Raw genomic sequence first — 15,639 nt, 5'->3', positions numbered from 1 at the left:
ATAAAAAAAAGCCACTCTTCAGCAGCTTTTACTCGTATTCTTTAATTTCTTTACTCTCTTAAAGCTTATGCATATTCTCCGCTAAAGTCTCAATAAACTTTGAAATCGGACCTTTAATCATCATCGCCATCATTGGGTTGAAATCGCCTTCAAATTGTAACTGAACGCCTGTGGAGCTTTCAGAAACACTGTCGAGATTAGCGGTTAAAGTAAACGGTAATTTATCGCTGGCTGCGGCCAGATTCACTTTAGAATGCGGTACACCTTCTTTTAATCGCAATTTGATTTCGGGCATGCCTTTTAGACCAAAATTGAAAATATCGTCACCCAATACTTCAAACTTAGCAATGTTTTCGGGCATTAATTTTTCGAAGTTTTTGACATCGGATAAAGCGTTGTACAAATATTCGGCTGATTTTGCTACCGTTACTTTTGGGCTTTCTAAGTTCATTTGGTTATTCGGTTATTTGGTTGTTCCTAATTCGTAATTCTTAATTCGTAATTTATTTAAACGTTCCAAGTTGATGGACTTTTACGCCATTCTTGTAGTGTTACCAATTCTTTTTCGGTGATATAATTTTTGGCAACGGCCAAATGTAATAAATGTTCGTAATCGGCTAAGGTATTTAACGTAACGTTGGCATTTTTGAAATTTTCTTGGGCTACATCAAAGCCATAAGTAAAAATAGCCACCATGCCTTTAACGTGTGCACCGGCTTCTTTCAAAGCTTCTACCGCCAACAAACTGCTGTTTCCGGTACTGATTAAATCTTCCACAACTACTACGTTTTGCCCTTTTTGTAAAAAACCTTCCACTTGGTTTTGTCTGCCGTGTTTTTTAGGTTCCGGACGAACGTATACAAAAGGCAATCCCATGTATTCGGCTACGAGCATTCCGATGCCTATGGCTCCGGTTGCTACTCCGGCAATGACGTCGGGTTTACCAAATTCTTTCTCAATATGCTTGGAAAATTCTTCGCGCACAAAATTTCTTATCGGCGGAAACGATAGGATTAATCGGTTGTCGCAGTAAATTGGAGAGTGCCATCCTGAAGCCCATGTAAAAGGATTTTTAGGATTCAATTTAATTGCATTTATTTGTAAAAGCAATTCGGCTGTTTTTTCGGCTGTGTCTTTATTAAAAATCATAGTACAAATGTATAAAGTTTTTGTCAACGATAAACCACTTTTTTTAACCAACCAAGTCGCCAAAGAAACCGATTTTCAGTTGTTTTTGTTGGAAAGTGTTGATATTGAGCAAGTCATCATCAAAATGTTCCAAAACAAAATTCAGAAAGCTTATTTGTATTATCCTGACGAAAAGGCGATACTCAAGAAAGTTAAAGAAAAAATTCCCGTTTGCAAAGCCGGCGGTGGATTGGTTTACAACAAAGCCGGAGACGTTTTGTTCATTTTTAGAAACGGAAAATGGGATTTACCCAAAGGCGGCATCGAGAAAAATGAAGAAATCGAAGACACTGCAACACGAGAAGTCGAAGAAGAAACCGGCGTAAATAATTTAATCATTAGCCACAAACTCCAAAAAACGTATCACGTTTTCAAACGCAACGGCAAATACAAACTAAAAATCACGCATTGGTTCGAAATGCGCACCAACTTTGAAGGCACACCAAAACCACAAGCCAACGAAGGCATCGAAAAAGTAGCGTGGCTCAATCCCGAGCAAATCAAAGAAGCACTTAAGAATTCGTATGAGAATATTAAATTGCTTTTTGAAGAGGAAAAACTGTTGAAATAAGTATTTCTTAACAACCTAATGGTTAACTTTGAATGCTCACACGATATACCTGAAGCCCACTGGGCTTCCTCCTCTTAATCTCAAATCTTTGCCGAATGACAAATCACCACCATTCCAACAATATACTTCTAAATTTAGGCATCGACAGCTTAAATGAAATGCAACTTTCCGCCCAAGAAACTATTTTAAACGACCGCAATGTTTTGTTGCTTTCACCAACCGGTTCCGGGAAAACATTGGCTTTTTTATTGCCCATATTTGAATTGTTAGACGAATATACAGCAGGTGTGCAATGCTTGATTTTAGTACCTTCGAGAGAATTGGGATTACAGATTGAGCAGGTTTGGAAAAAAATGGGCACGGCTTATAAAGTCAATGTGTGCTACGGTGGTCATTCTATCGAAACCGAAATCAAAAACTTATCGAATCCACCGGCGGTTTTGATTGGCACTCCTGGTCGAATTGCTGATCATATTGATAGAGGAACGTTTAAAGTGGATAGAATTCAAACCCTAATTTTAGACGAATTTGATAAATCATTACAACTCGGTTTTCATGAGCAAATGTCTTTTATCATTAGTCGGTTACCAAAATTAAACAAACGCGTATTGGTTTCGGCGACTTCGGGTATTGAGATTCCGCGATATACTCAAGTAGTTCATCCAACGGTATTAGATTTTATTCCTTCCGAAGAAGAGAAAGTCAACCTTTCGATGAAAATGGTCGTTTCTAAAGAGAAAGACAAGATTGGCAGTTTGTTCAATTTGATTTGTTCTTTAAAATCGCAATCGGCACTAATTTTTTGCAATCACCGAGATGCTGCCGAACGTATCAGCGATTCGCTTAACGAAAAAGGAATTTATGCCACGTATTATCACGGTGGCATGGACCAAGACGAAAGAGAACGCGCTTTAATCCAATTTAGGAATGGTAGTGTGAGTTATTTGGTTACCACCGATTTGGCAGCGCGTGGTTTGGATATCCCCGAAATGAAACACGTAATTCATTACCATTTGCCTTCTAAAGAAGACGAATTCACTCATAGAAACGGAAGAACTGCCCGTATGTTGGCTACAGGAACGGCTTATCTAATCATCCACGAAAGTGAAAAAAAGCTCGAGTATATCGATTATGATATGCCGGTTTTAAAAGTCGACAACGCCAACACTTTACCCAAGCCACCCGAATTTCAAACGATTTACATCAGCGGTGGCAAGAAAAATAAGTTGAACAAAATTGACATCGTGGGTTTCTTTTCTCAAAAAGGGAAATTGGAAAAAGGCGATTTGGGGTTGATTGAGGTTAAAGATTTTATCTCGTTTGCCGCAGTGAAATTCAATAAAGTGAAGGACTTACTTCAAAACATTCGAGACGAAAAAATGAAAGGGAAGAAGTTTAAGATTGAAGTCGCGCGCAAGGTGGTTAAGAAAGAAGAATAAAACGCAGCTTCTCAAATTAACCTGTCAATCTATTGCTTTAAATTGTTTCATTTCCTCCAAAGGTTCAATGCCATTGTAGTCTTTCCATATTTTTGGGTCAAATGATTTAATTTTAATAAAAGCGAAATCATCTTCGGTTAAATTTTTAATAATTGCCTCGGAACTTTCGGTGCGATTCATATTTAAATATTCAAATTTTTCATTTGAATTTCCTTCTATTTTTAAATCAAAGGCAACAACATCTTTATCTTCATTAGTTAATTCAATAAATTTTAAAGGCCTGTTCACATAAATATATTGGCCTTTTTCTTGTAAGGCATAGTGCAAATAATAGCCGTTTCCTAAGGGACTATTTTTATAAATAACAGTTCCTTGACCAATATTTTCCAGAGATTTAACTCCAAGAAGAAATTTAAAATTAAATCCATTAACCTTTTTACCTTCTTCTAGTTTATAATCGGCTCTAATTATGGCGTAATCATTTTCAGTAATGTATAATTTGCCTTTAAACTTGGCTTTATTTTTCTTTGGCTTGAAACTTAAAATATAAACAAATTCATTTTCACTGGTGTAAGTTGCTCCTTCAAAAACATAGTGATAAGATTCATAATCATGAATAAACTCAAATCTAGTGGTATTTGCAATATTGTTTTCAATTAAAAACAAATTGAGATTTTCTTTGGTGGATGTTAGTTGATTGCTTTTAATTTTATTTTTCTTTTTGTTAAAATCCTTTCGCAATGAAATAGTGTCTCTAGAGCCAAAAAGGCCACTTTTTACCCTATAATATTTGGTAGAATCGAGTAAAGTCAAAACAATGTCTGTGGCTGATTTTTGTAATTCTTCTAATGAAGTCGAGCTATTTTCGTTTTTTAGTTTGGTTGCTTTTAAAACCTCCAGTTTAGACAAGTAGTGGGGTTTGTCCTCTTTTGTGGTAAGACAAGAATAGCGGTTGCAAAGAATATCTGTAAATTGTTTTGGGGGTTGTGAAAGTAGCTTTGAAGTAAAAGCGGTTATTCTTGCATTCGCCTTTGTAAGTTCATTTTTTGAAAACTCAGTAGACTTATCAATTTCGACTTCAAGAATGGAGGGTTTAAAATGGGTGGTTTCTCTAAAAAAAATCATGTCCCTTTTGGGGATACTGTTTCGGGCATAATTCTGTGTAATATTTGCCTTAACATTTGCCATGATTTCATAGGGGCTTAGCTTTTTATTGGAAATACTTACTTCATTTAGTTCAATAATTCCCGGTTGGAGTTTTATGATGTTTTGCTGTTTTATTAAATCACCAACGGTTAGTTTTTGAGGAGCATATCCCAGATAAGAAATGGTTAATTGGCTATTACTATTGCTATTGTTTTCGGATAAAGTAAACAATCCCTCAGCATTTGAAACCAGATTTTCCGCATTGTTAACTATTATGGTTGCATAGGGAATACTTTCTCCGGTTTGGGAATCGATAATTTTTCCGGAAATATTTTGGGCACTAGTTATTTGATAACAAAAAAGAAGTAGATAGGAGAGGATGAGAAATTTATATCTAGTCATAAAAAAACGGCTATTAATTTAAAATTGGCAAAAAGTACAATGCTGGCACAAGGAATTCTTTAGTGCCTGATTACAAACGAGATTCAAAATTAATAAAATGTTTTTCTTACTTTTAGGGGTTAACTTAAATTTGTGAAATTCGGGGTTTATTTCTTAACCACTACACTTTCCGGCACCAAAACCGTGTAATCGCCACCATTTCTAATCACGTCACGAACAATGCTTGAGGAAATATAAGAAGTGTTGGAAGCCGTTAAAAGAAATACCGTTTCTATTTTGGACAATTTTCGGTTAGTGTGCGCAATGGCTTTTTCGAATTCAAAGTCGGCCGGATTTCTCAAACCGCGTAAGATGAACTGCGCGTCTAGTTTTCGGCACAAATCAATCGTTAAGCCTTCGTAGGTGATTACCGATACTTTAGGATTGTCTTTAAAAGAATCCTCTATAAACTTTTTGCGCTCTTCTAAAGAGAACATGTATTTTTTATCGGCATTGATACCAATGGCAACCACTACTTCATCGAAAAGAGAAACACCTCTTTTGATAATATCATAATGACCTAAAGTGATGGGGTCAAATGAACCTGGGAAAACTGCTTTTCTTTTCATATAAAGTTATTTGTTTAAAGCCAATTCCAAGGCATTCGTAAACAAATCTGTCAACGAAATACCCGCTTCTTTGGCTTGTTGCGGAATCAAACTTTCGGTGGTTAAACCCGGAATGGTATTCATTTCCAACATATGGGGTTCGCCGTTCACGATGATAAATTCGCTTCTGGAAAAACCGCTCATCTTTAAGACTTCATAGGCTTTTTTGGCGACAGCCGAAACTTTCTCAGTCATTTCAGCTGAAATTCTGGCCGGAGTGATTTCCTGTGATTTGCCTAAATATTTGGCTTCATAATCAAAGAAATCATTCTCAGATACAATTTCAGTGATAGGTAAAACCGTTACTTTTCCTTTATAATTGATGACACCAACAGAAACTTCAGTGCCGTCTAAGAAACTTTCAATGATGATTTCATTGTCTTCTTTATAAGCGGTTTCAATCGCCGGAAGGAATTCTTCTTTCGACTTCACTTTAGAAATGCCAAAACTTGAACCCGATTTATTGGGTTTCACAAAACAAGGTAAACCAACCGTTTTTAAAATAGTATCGACATTAATTTCATCCCCAAGATTCAAATAACAAGAAGTCGCCGTTTTGATTCCGTAGGGTTTTAAAACCGACAATAAATCACGCTTGTTGAAAGTCAAAGCCGCTTGGTAATAATCACAAGAATTTTGCGGAATGCCCAATAATTCAAAATACGCTTGCATTAATCCATCTTCGCCAGGCGTACCGTGAATGGCATTAAATACTACATCGAAGTTGATTTTTTCTCCGTTTACAGTAGTAGAAAAGTCATTTCTGTCTATGGGATATTCTTTATCATTGTCATCAACATAAACCCATTTTTCTTTAAAAATATGAATGCGATAGCCTTGGTATAAATTTTGGTCTAAAAATTGATAAACCACATTGCCACTGACAAGTGATATTTGATATTCGCTTGAATATCCGCCCATGATGATGGCTACTTTTTTCATTAGTAGATGGAGTTAGGTTGGTGTTTTAGTGATAACAAAATTATCATTTTTTTCTTAGATACGGCTATGCCTTTAGATTTTTAGACTTCTTAGATGGTTAGATGGTTAGACTTTTAGATTTTTTTTTCTAACTATCTAACAGCGAAGCGCTTCTAAACGCATGAAAGGCGTATCTAAAAATCTAAGAGCGAAGCGTATCTTTTTTATATCTTTGCTCAAATAAAATTTCTCTATGAGTTTACGCAAATATTTAACCAGTCGGGTTTTCTTTGCCCAAATGCTTGCCGCCATGGCCATTTTTGCGATTATCGCTTATTTATTTTTCCATTGGATTACCTACACTACTAATCACGGACAAGAAATTACGGTTCCGGATTTAAGTAAACTCTCAGCGGAACAAGCGGAGGAGAAGTTAGACGCCATAGATTTAGACTACATCATTTTAGATACGGTTGATTTCCGACCAGAATTTCCAAAGCTTACTATTGTTGAGCAAGAGCCCAAAGCCGGTGCCAAAGTTAAAGAAGGCAGAAAGATTTATATCAAAATCAATGCTTCAAAATACACTATGGTTTCGGTTCCGGATTTAATTGAGAAAACCTATCGTCAAGCGGTTCCGACATTGGAAGCGGTTGGTTTAAAAGAAGGAACCATTACTTATAAACCCTATTTAGGAAAAGACATGGTACTAGAAGTAAGAATGAATGGGAAAAAGCTAAAAGCCGGCGATAAAGTCTTGAAATCCTCTAAAATCGATTTGGTTTTAGGCGATGGGAAAGTGGTTTTTGATGACACAGTTTTAGACTCTACTGCGGTTGATTCAACCGAAATAATGCCATTAGATGAATAATTCCAACGATAGTACCGATTTAGAAGAAGAATTATTTGAACACCATAGATTTGTTTCTCCTAAAGGACAGTCTTTATTGCGTGTCGATAAATTTTTAATGCAGTTAATTGAAAATGCTACTCGGAATAAAATTCAAACCGCAGCTGAAAAAGGCAATATTTGGGTGAACGATGTGCCCGTAAAATCTAATTATCGTGTGAAACCTTTTGATGTGGTTCGAGTAATGTTAGAACATCCGCCTTTTCAAAACCACATTATCCCTGAAGACATTCCGTTAGATATAGTGTATGAAGACGATGCTTTGTTGGTTATCAATAAACCCGCAGGTTTAGTAGTGCATCCCGGACATGGCAATTACACCGGAACTTTGGTGAATGCTTTGGCGTTTCATTTTGATAATTTACCGATGAATTCCAGCGAAAGACCCGGTTTGGTTCATCGAATTGATAAAAATACTACCGGACTTTTAGTGGTGGCCAAAACAGAAGCGGCAATGACCCATTTGGCCAAACAATTTGAAGACAAATCTTCGGAACGGGAATACATCGCCTTAGTTTGGGGCAATGTCAAAGAAGACGAAGGTACCATAGAAGGCAACATTGCCCGACATGTGAAAGATAGAATGCAAATGGCGGTTTTTCCTGAGGGAGAAGTTGGGAAGCACGCGGTAACCCATTATAAAGTTTTGGAACGATTTGGTTATGTGACCTTGGTTTCCTGTAAGTTGGAAACAGGAAGAACACACCAAATTCGGGTGCACTTGAAATACATCGGTCACACTTTATTCAATGACGCGCGTTATGGAGGCGATTTGATTTTGAAAGGAACGACTTTTACCAAATACAAACAGTTTATCGACAATTGTTTTAAAACCTTGCCCAGACAAGCTTTACATGCCAAAACGTTGGGCTTTGAACATCCAACCACCAAAGAGTTCATGCGTTTTGACACAGCACTACCGGAAGACATGAAGGAATGTATTGAGAAATGGCGCAATTACGCAAAATCACATAACGAAGTCAACGAAGAAGACTAGCGTTAATTAAACTAACTTTAGGAATCAAAATAGAATAAAAAAAAGCCTCAATTTTTTGAGGCTTTTTTTAATAGTAACATATTTATTTTTTACAATTTGAGTAATCAATGTTAAAGGTATAATCCTTATCACTTACTTTTTGAATTTCTGGATTTTTTTTGTGGTTTGGTTTGTAGGAAGCACCTGTTCCTAAATCAACAACCAATCCGATAAGTCCAAAAGAAAAAACACTCAAGATGAAGTTTCCTGTTCTAAATGATTTTTCAAAAGTTTGTGTCTTTGTTTCACAACCTTCTTGCTTAACTTCAATAACTAAGGGTTGGTCTCTTTTAAATAATGCAGTTGCTGTGCCATTCCCTAATTTTTTACCGTTAGCGTAAATTTCAGCATTCGGATGATCTTTGGCAACAATTGTTCCTTGGTATTTACTACCGCCAAACATTACTCCGCAACTGTTAAATAAAATTGTCATTGATAACAATAAAGCAATAATTGAAATTTTTTTCATAAAAAAAGGTTTATAATTAGTTTGCTAAAGTAATATTATATTTAAAGTTATGAAAGATGTTTCAATAAAAAAATCCCCTCGGAATTGAGGGGATTTTTTTATTTTATAGTTAGTTCATCTTCAATGGGCTTTTCAGCCATAAAGACATAATAGATTCCAACGAGTATAAAGGGAATGCTTAACCATTGACCGGTAGTTAAGAGTTTTAAACTTTCTTCGATTCCACCTTGACTTACTTTTACATATTCTACTAAAAATCGGACTGACCAAAGTAGGATTAAGAAATAACCGAATAGCAAACCTTGTTTTTCGGCGGTTTTGGTTTTCCAGTATAAAAAGAAAAGAATCAGAAATACAAAAACATACAAGCCTGCTTCATACAATTGAGCCGGATGTCTATAAGGAATTTGATTTAAAACTTCAGTGAATTTAGGATCGTGTTGTATTAAATTATAACCATCATTAGTATTGGTTGCGCCTGTAATGTATTTTAAGTTGTGGGTTTCCCAGAATTCTTCTTCTCTAATAAATTTAACACCAAAAAAGTTTTCAGCCGATGTGATATGACCATAAATTTCTGAGTTAAAGAAATTACCGATTCGAACAAAAATAGCCCCACAGGAAACCGGAATTACAACTCTGTCGAGTACCCAAAGTATAGGTCTCTTTATAATTTTTTTACTGTAAAAGTACATGGTAATTATGATAGCAATAGCCGCACCGTGACTGGCTAAGCCTCTGAATCCGGTAAATTCAAATTGAGGTTCAAATCTAAATGGCAGTAAAATTTCTGAAGGGTTATTTCTGAAATATTCCCAATCGTAGAAAAATACTTGACCCAATCGTGCACCAAGTAAAGTGGCAATTACAGTCCAAATGAATAAAGTGTCCAACTTATCAATGGATTCATTTTCTCTGTTGTAGATATGCTTCATTATATACCATCCTAAACCAAAGGCAATTACAAACATCAAGCTGTAATAGCGAACAGTGAAGAAGCCGAGTTCTATTCCTTCTGATGGATTCCAAATCATAAAGTAGTAAATTTTGGGGTTAAGTTATTATGGTAAAAATAGTGAATTGTTTGGAATTGAAAAACAATTCCCCTTTTCTTTAGTGGGAACATTTTTTTTCAGGAACCGGATCATAACCATTTTTCCCCCACGGATGGCAACTTAAAATTCTTTTCATGCCTAAATATGTTCCATATAAAGGGCCGTGAATTTTTAAAGCCTCTACAAAATAACTGGAACAAGTGGGTTGAAACCGACAACTGGATGGCATCAAAGGGGAAATGACAATCTTATAGAAATAGATTAGTAACAGGATTGGTGCTATTACAATTTTTTTCCACATTTATTGAATGCTAAAAGTTGTTCCTTCTTTACCGTCTTTTAATTGGATGCCCAACGCTAACAATTGGTCGCGAATTTGGTCTGAAAGCGCAAAGTTTTTATTGGCACGCGCTTCTAAGCGCATGGTAATTAGCATTTCTACAACGCCTTCTAATTTATCTGAATTGTTAGCGACCAGTTTTTCATTTCGAATCCCCAATATATCAAAAACAAAAGTGTTTAAGGTATCTGAAAGCGACTTCAAATCTTCAGCAGTTAAAGTTTCCTTACCATCATTGACCAAATTGACAAATTTGATGCCTTCGAATAAGTTAGCAATCAAAATTGGCGTATTGAAATCATCATTCATCGCGTCATAACAATTTTGTTTCCAAGTCACTATATCAAGTGTTGAAGTAGCGCTCGGTTGCAGTTCTTTCAAGATGTCTAAACCTTCTAACAAACGGTTAAAGCCTTTTTCTGCCGCTACAATTCCGTCATTCGTAAAATCTAAAATACTTCTGTAATGCGCTTGCATCATAAAGAAACGCGCCACATTAGCAGAGAAAGCTTTGCTTAAAAACGGACTACCACCATTGTAAATTTCGTCCGGTAAAATATTATTTCCGGTTGATTTCGACATTTTTTTGCCATTCAGCGTCAACATATTGGCGTGCATCCAATAATTCACAGGACTATGCCCGGTACAAGCTTCATTTTGAGCAATTTCACATTCGTGGTGCGGAAATTTTAAATCCATTCCGCCACCGTGAATATCAAACGTTTCGCCTAGATATTTGGTGCTCATGGCGGTACATTCCAGATGCCAACCCGGGAATCCAATGCCCCATGGTGAAGGCCAACGCATAATGTGTTCCGGTTCGGCTTTTTTCCACAATGCAAAATCCTGAGGATTCTTTTTGTCGCTTTGTCCGTCGGTATCTCGGGTATTGGCTAACATTTCGTCAATGTTTCTGCCGCTCAACTTTCCGTAGTGATTGGTTTCATTGAACTTTACCACGTCAAAGTACACCGAGCCATTGGTTTCATAAGCAAAACCTTTCTCGATAATTTGTCTAACGATTTCAATTTGCTCAATAATATGTCCGGTTGCCGTGGGTTCAATACTAGGAGGTAAAAAGTTGAATTGGTTTAAAACATCATGAAAATCAACGGTATATCGTTGTACGATTTCCATGGGTTCTAATTGTTCCACTCTTGCTTTTTTGGCAATTTTATCTTCTCCATCATCAACATCGTCTACGATATGACCCACATCGGTTATATTACGCACATAACGAACTTTGTAACCCAAATGCAATAAATATCTGAAAATCATGTCAAACGACATGAACGTACGCACATTGCCTAAGTGAACATTGCTGTACACCGTTGGTCCACAAACATACATCCCGACATTGCCTTCATGAACAGGTTTGAAAAGTTCTTTATCTCCCGAAAGAGAATTGTATATTTTGAGGGTGTGATTTTTATACAGTTGCATTTTTTTTGGAGCTATTTCCCGCTACTTGTCTCGTAATTTTTGACGAGATCGGGGCTGTTAAAAATTAGTTTCTAATCGAATATAATCTAAGAATTCACGTTTGGTTAATTCATCACTAAATTTCCCGCCAAATTCAGAAGTTATGGTGCTGCTTTCAATGTCGCGAATACCTCTTGAATTGACACATAAATGTTTGGCATCGATTACACAAGCTACATCTGGAGTGCCTAAAACATTTTGCAATTCTTGTACAATTTGCATGGTTAAACGTTCTTGTACTTGAGGTCTTTTGGCAAAATAATCTACAATACGATTCATTTTAGAAAGTCCAACGACTGTCCCGTTTGAAATGTAAGCGACATGAGCACGACCAACAATAGGAAGTAAGTGGTGTTCACAAGTAGAATAGACAGTGATGTTTTTTTCTACCAGCATTTCACCGTATTTGTAGTTGTTTTTGAAGGTAGATGAACTTGGTTTTTTGTTAGGATTTAATCCACCAAAAATTTCTTTTACAAACATTTTGGCTACTCGATTTGGCGTTCCTTTTAGGCTGTCGTCAGTCAAATCCATTCCGAGGGTAATGAGAATACTTTCAACATCTTTTTTTATCAGTTCTATTTTTTTATCATCGGATAAATCAAAAGCATCATTTCTTACAGGATTTTGGGCGCTGGTAGCTATATGATTTTCACCTAATTCATCGTTCAACATTTCATTTTTTGTCATTAAATTCGCCATTAATTTGGGTTAAAAATTGAAGCCACAAAGATAAATAATTATAATTAATCTGTGCTTAATACTGTTAATATTTGAAAATATTTCACATTTAACATAAATATTTCTTAAAAATATGTAAATTTCGCTCCTCTAAAAAATGTTGTCAGAAATGAAAAAAAATTACATCTTTTTACTTTTAATTAGCCTATTCTCAATACATTCTGCATTTTCTCAAGGATCAACTTGTCCGGGAGCACAGCCTTTTTGTGCGGGAGGTGCAGCATTGACTTTTCCTAATACAACCGGTGTTCCAAGTACTGGAGCAGTTTCCTGTTTGGGTACAACTCCTAATCCGGCTTGGTTTTATCTGCAAATTAGTATTGCTGGTAATTTGAATTTTACTATTTCTCAAACTAGTAATGGCGGTGGTGGAATAGATGTAGATTTTATTGCTTGGGGACCTTTTCCGGCGCCAACTTGTGCAACAGCTGATTTGTCAACTACAAATCAAGTTGGTTGTAGTTACTCTACAGCAGCCACAGAGAATTTTACTATAACTAATGCTCAGGTAGGCGAGGTTTATATGGTATTGTTGACCAACTTTGCCAACCAAGCTGGACAAATATCATTGACGCAAACCAATGCAGGAGCAGGTGGAGCGGGAGCAACTGATTGTAATATCCTTTGTCCGTTGTCGTTAGATGACCAAGTGATATGTGCTGGTGGTCAAGCTATTTTAACTGCCACTATTGATGACGCCACATCTTATGTATGGACTGGGCCAAGCGGTCCAATTGCAGCTACAACCCAATCGATAACAGTTACACAAGCCGGAACTTATACAGTTGTGGTGAATAAACCCGGATGTGTTGCCAATGCAACAGCAAGTGCTACGGTTTCATTTTATGCACCTCCACCAATTAACCTACCGGCTAATTTAGTTCAGTGTGCTAATATTCCCAATTTTAATTTAAATACAGCTACTGCCAATATTTTTAATGGTACCGGTCTTAATGCAGGTGATTTTGAATTGTCATTTCACACTTCTGCCGCCGATGCACAAGATATTATTAATCCGATAGTCAATTCTTCCTCATATCCCGGTCCGGCTGGAGGAGCTAGTGCATGTACAACCCTGTATCTTTCTTTAACAGACAATGGGTCCAGTGGATGTGTGTCGGTATTCCCTTTTACTATTTGTTTCGATACTTGTGTAGCAGATCCAATTACGCCACCAAACTTAACATTGTGTGAAAGTAGCTTTGGTAGTGGTTCAGCAGTCTTTAATTTTATTCCTCAAACGCCAATTGTTTTAGGGACAAATCCGGCCGCAGACTACACCGTTACTTATCACTTAACTCAAAATGATGCTGACAATGATACCGGAGCAATTGGGCCAACCAATGTTACCGGAACTAATGGCCAAACCATATATGTGAGAATGGAAGAGAATGCCAATCCGTTGACTTATGGTACGACTTCTTTCCAATTAATTGTAAATCCTTTGCCTACGGCTACCATATCCGGTACAACCTCTATTTGTTCCGGTACGAATACGGTAATTACTTTTAATGGAACTCCAAATGCACAGGTTACTTATACTGTTGATGCCGGTCCAAACCAAACGATTGTTTTGAACGGAGCCGGAACTAATACCGTTACGACACCTAATCTTACGGCTAATTCTACTTATACTTTAGTAAGTGTTTTAAATCCTGCAACAAACTGTTCAAGATCTATTACAGGTTCTGCTATTGTTACAGTTAGAGCTTTGCCAACGGCTACTATTGCAGGAACCACTGCTGTTTGTTTGAATGCAACTAGCCCTCAGATAACTTTTACAGGAGCAAATGGAACGGCACCTTATACTTTTACTTATTCCATTAATAATGTTGTTCAGCCTACCATTACTACAGTAGCAGGAAATAACATTTCTATAAATGCCCCGACAACATCGGCGGGTACTTTTGTGTATTCACTTCTTAATGTTTCTAGTTCCGGAACGCCTTCTTGTTCACAAGTTCAAGTGGGAACCGCTACAGTAACTGTTAATCCATTACCAACAGCAGCAATATCAGGAAATGTGGCAACTTGTTTGAATGCAACTTCACCACAAGTGATTATTACAGGAGCCAATGGTGTAGCGCCCTATACTTTCACATATTCTATAAACAGTGGTGTACCAATAACGGATTCTACTACAGGTGGAAATAGTCTTATTATTGACGTTCCAACTAACGTTGCAGGCTCATTTACTTATAATTTAATTAACGTACAAGATGCTAGTAGTACTTCTTGTTCACAAGCTCAAACGGGTTCTGTGGTTGTAACAGTAGCTACTCCACCGGTAATAAATCAACCCACTGATTATGTAGTTTGTGATGACAACAATGATACTATATCTTGTTTGTTTGATTTAGGAACAAAAATTACTGAAATAACGGGTGGTGATCCAAACATAGCGGTAGATTTTTACGAAACAGATACAAGTGGTGCTGCAATTCCTTTAAATGTAAATTATTGTAATCTTACAACTGGTTCCGGAATTCAAATCATTTATGTAAGGGCTTATACTATAGGTTCTCCGAACTGTTATTCTACTACAACATTTAATTTAGTTGTAAATCCGATTCCGTTACCAAATCCGGTAATCTTAGATTATGAATTGTGTGATTACAATACATCGGGTGATGAGACTGAGATATTTACTTTAAATAGTATGGATACGGAGATTGCCAATGGACAAAGCAATGTAACGATTAGTTACTATTTGACTCAAGGTGATGCTCAAACTTCAACCAGTCCTTTAGCCAATGCTTATCCAAATATTAGTAATCCTCAACAGATATGGATAAACATCCAAAATAATACTACAGGTTGTTTTTCAGTTGGTTCGTTTAATTTGGTTGTAAACCCAATTCCGCCGGCAATAACACCTGAACCTATTTTCCAATGCAGCAATGGTTCAACGAATCAAGCAGAGTTTGATTTAACTATTAATGAAGCAGTCGTTACCGGAAACAACACTTCCGGATTGACTATAACATACTACAATACGCTATTGGATGCCCAAAATGAAGTAACGGCGAATGCTATACAAGATCCGTTAGCCTACCTTGGAACAGATAATGAAATTGTCTACATCAGAGTGGAAGACAATGCTACGGGTTGTTATGCTACCACTATACAATTATTAAGAGTTACAGAAGGACCTATTGCCATAACGCCACAAGCGTTGCATTACTGTGATCCTAACAATGACGGCTTTGGGGTGTTTGATTTAGATAGTACTATAGTTGAAATTATGGGAGGATCTGCTGTTACAGGTGTTTCAGTAAGTTTTTATGAAACG

General features: G+C 36.7%; 15 protein-coding genes. 5 read left to right on the top strand and 10 right to left on the bottom strand.

What is annotated here, in order from left to right:
• Positions 1-58 precede the first annotated feature (58 nt).
• The gene (locus ICG50_RS11810) at positions 59-451 is read right to left on the bottom strand and encodes an SRPBCC family protein (protein WP_187661105.1); all 393 of its coding nucleotides are present in this window, start codon (positions 449-451) and stop codon (positions 59-61) included.
• 56 nt (positions 452-507) lie between these two features.
• Entirely contained in the window at positions 508-1,149 is a 642-nt protein-coding gene (pyrE, locus tag ICG50_RS11805; protein ID WP_187661104.1) for an orotate phosphoribosyltransferase, read from the bottom strand.
• A 7-nt stretch (positions 1,150-1,156) separates the two neighbouring features.
• Between pyrE and ICG50_RS11800 the strand changes: the two genes are divergently transcribed.
• The gene (locus ICG50_RS11800) at positions 1,157-1,759 is read left to right on the top strand and encodes an NUDIX hydrolase (protein ID WP_187661103.1); all 603 of its coding nucleotides are present in this window, start codon (positions 1,157-1,159) and stop codon (positions 1,757-1,759) included.
• Positions 1,760-1,854: 95 nt separating this feature from the next.
• Positions 1,855-3,198 carry a DEAD/DEAH box helicase gene (locus tag ICG50_RS11795; protein WP_187661102.1) on the top strand — a complete coding sequence of 448 codons (1,344 nt, stop codon included), beginning with the start codon at positions 1,855-1,857 and terminating at the stop codon, positions 3,196-3,198.
• A 24-nt stretch (positions 3,199-3,222) separates the two neighbouring features.
• On the opposite strand, the gene ICG50_RS11790 is transcribed toward ICG50_RS11795, so the two are convergent.
• From ICG50_RS11790 to ICG50_RS11780, 3 genes are all read right to left on the bottom strand, one after another.
• Entirely contained in the window at positions 3,223-4,746 is a 1,524-nt protein-coding gene (locus ICG50_RS11790) for a carboxypeptidase-like regulatory domain-containing protein (RefSeq protein ID WP_187661101.1), read from the bottom strand.
• Between the two features lie 146 nt (positions 4,747-4,892).
• Positions 4,893-5,354, bottom strand: a complete 462-nt coding sequence (gene coaD / locus ICG50_RS11785) for a pantetheine-phosphate adenylyltransferase (protein WP_187661100.1) — start codon at positions 5,352-5,354, stop codon at positions 4,893-4,895.
• Positions 5,355-5,360: 6 nt separating this feature from the next.
• Positions 5,361-6,335: a D-alanine--D-alanine ligase gene (locus ICG50_RS11780; RefSeq protein ID WP_187661099.1), complete on the bottom strand. Its 975-nt coding sequence runs from the start codon at positions 6,333-6,335 to the stop codon at positions 5,361-5,363.
• 232 nt (positions 6,336-6,567) lie between these two features.
• On the opposite strand from ICG50_RS11780, the gene ICG50_RS11775 reads away from it, so the two are divergent.
• The gene (locus ICG50_RS11775; RefSeq protein WP_187661098.1) at positions 6,568-7,185 is read left to right on the top strand and encodes a PASTA domain-containing protein; all 618 of its coding nucleotides are present in this window, start codon (positions 6,568-6,570) and stop codon (positions 7,183-7,185) included.
• A complete protein-coding gene (locus tag ICG50_RS11770) occupies positions 7,178-8,221 on the top strand; it encodes an RluA family pseudouridine synthase (RefSeq protein ID WP_187661097.1) in 1,044 nt (347 codons plus the stop codon). Before ICG50_RS11775 ends, ICG50_RS11770 begins: the two co-directional genes overlap by 8 nt.
• Before the next feature lie 82 nt (positions 8,222-8,303).
• Here ICG50_RS11770 and ICG50_RS11765 read toward each other — a convergent pair whose 3' ends face one another.
• The 5 genes from ICG50_RS11765 to folE form a co-directional block, all read right to left on the bottom strand.
• On the bottom strand, positions 8,304-8,729 hold the full coding sequence (locus ICG50_RS11765) for a hypothetical protein (RefSeq protein WP_187661096.1): 426 nt from the start codon (positions 8,727-8,729) through the stop codon (positions 8,304-8,306).
• A gap of 98 nt (positions 8,730-8,827) precedes the next feature.
• Positions 8,828-9,763 carry a prolipoprotein diacylglyceryl transferase gene (gene lgt, locus ICG50_RS11760; RefSeq protein ID WP_187661095.1) on the bottom strand — a complete coding sequence of 312 codons (936 nt, stop codon included), beginning with the start codon at positions 9,761-9,763 and terminating at the stop codon, positions 8,828-8,830.
• A gap of 79 nt (positions 9,764-9,842) precedes the next feature.
• On the bottom strand, positions 9,843-10,085 hold the full coding sequence (gene yidD, locus ICG50_RS11755) for a membrane protein insertion efficiency factor YidD (protein ID WP_187661094.1): 243 nt from the start codon (positions 10,083-10,085) through the stop codon (positions 9,843-9,845).
• Positions 10,086-11,567: a cysteine--tRNA ligase gene (gene cysS, locus ICG50_RS11750; protein WP_187661093.1), complete on the bottom strand. Its 1,482-nt coding sequence runs from the start codon at positions 11,565-11,567 to the stop codon at positions 10,086-10,088.
• Positions 11,568-11,624: 57 nt separating this feature from the next.
• Positions 11,625-12,296: a GTP cyclohydrolase I FolE gene (gene folE / locus ICG50_RS11745; protein WP_187661092.1), complete on the bottom strand. Its 672-nt coding sequence runs from the start codon at positions 12,294-12,296 to the stop codon at positions 11,625-11,627.
• Positions 12,297-12,456: 160 nt separating this feature from the next.
• On the opposite strand from folE, the gene ICG50_RS11740 reads away from it, so the two are divergent.
• On the top strand, positions 12,457-15,639 hold a 3,183-nt coding region (locus tag ICG50_RS11740; RefSeq protein WP_187661091.1), incomplete at its 3' end, for a hypothetical protein.

Source organism: Flavobacterium buctense (genome assembly GCF_014486695.1).
In the GTDB taxonomy this organism is placed as follows: Bacteria; Bacteroidota; Bacteroidia; order Flavobacteriales; family Flavobacteriaceae; genus Flavobacterium; species Flavobacterium buctense.
The sequence above is the reverse complement of the archived record's forward strand: the minus strand, read 5'-3'. Positions and strand labels throughout refer to the sequence as shown.

Bases quoted from the DNA above. Each gene is read 5' to 3' on its own strand.
- ICG50_RS11810 (WP_187661105.1), bottom strand. From the start codon at position 451: ATGAACTTAGAAAGCCCAAAAGTAACGGTAGCAAAATCAGCCGAATAT.
- pyrE (WP_187661104.1), bottom strand. From the start codon at position 1,149: ATGATTTTTAATAAAGACACAGCCGAAAAAACAGCCGAATTGCTTTTA.
- ICG50_RS11800 (WP_187661103.1), top strand. From the start codon at position 1,157: ATGTATAAAGTTTTTGTCAACGATAAACCACTTTTTTTAACCAACCAA.
- ICG50_RS11795 (WP_187661102.1), top strand. From the start codon at position 1,855: ATGACAAATCACCACCATTCCAACAATATACTTCTAAATTTAGGCATC.
- ICG50_RS11790 (WP_187661101.1), bottom strand. From the start codon at position 4,746: ATGACTAGATATAAATTTCTCATCCTCTCCTATCTACTTCTTTTTTGT.
- coaD (WP_187661100.1), bottom strand. From the start codon at position 5,354: ATGAAAAGAAAAGCAGTTTTCCCAGGTTCATTTGACCCCATCACTTTA.
- ICG50_RS11780 (WP_187661099.1), bottom strand. From the start codon at position 6,335: ATGAAAAAAGTAGCCATCATCATGGGCGGATATTCAAGCGAATATCAA.
- ICG50_RS11775 (WP_187661098.1), top strand. From the start codon at position 6,568: ATGAGTTTACGCAAATATTTAACCAGTCGGGTTTTCTTTGCCCAAATG.
- ICG50_RS11770 (WP_187661097.1), top strand. From the start codon at position 7,178: ATGAATAATTCCAACGATAGTACCGATTTAGAAGAAGAATTATTTGAA.
- ICG50_RS11765 (WP_187661096.1), bottom strand. From the start codon at position 8,729: ATGAAAAAAATTTCAATTATTGCTTTATTGTTATCAATGACAATTTTA.
- lgt (WP_187661095.1), bottom strand. From the start codon at position 9,763: ATGATTTGGAATCCATCAGAAGGAATAGAACTCGGCTTCTTCACTGTT.
- yidD (WP_187661094.1), bottom strand. From the start codon at position 10,085: ATGTGGAAAAAAATTGTAATAGCACCAATCCTGTTACTAATCTATTTC.
- cysS (WP_187661093.1), bottom strand. From the start codon at position 11,567: ATGCAACTGTATAAAAATCACACCCTCAAAATATACAATTCTCTTTCG.
- folE (WP_187661092.1), bottom strand. From the start codon at position 12,296: ATGACAAAAAATGAAATGTTGAACGATGAATTAGGTGAAAATCATATA.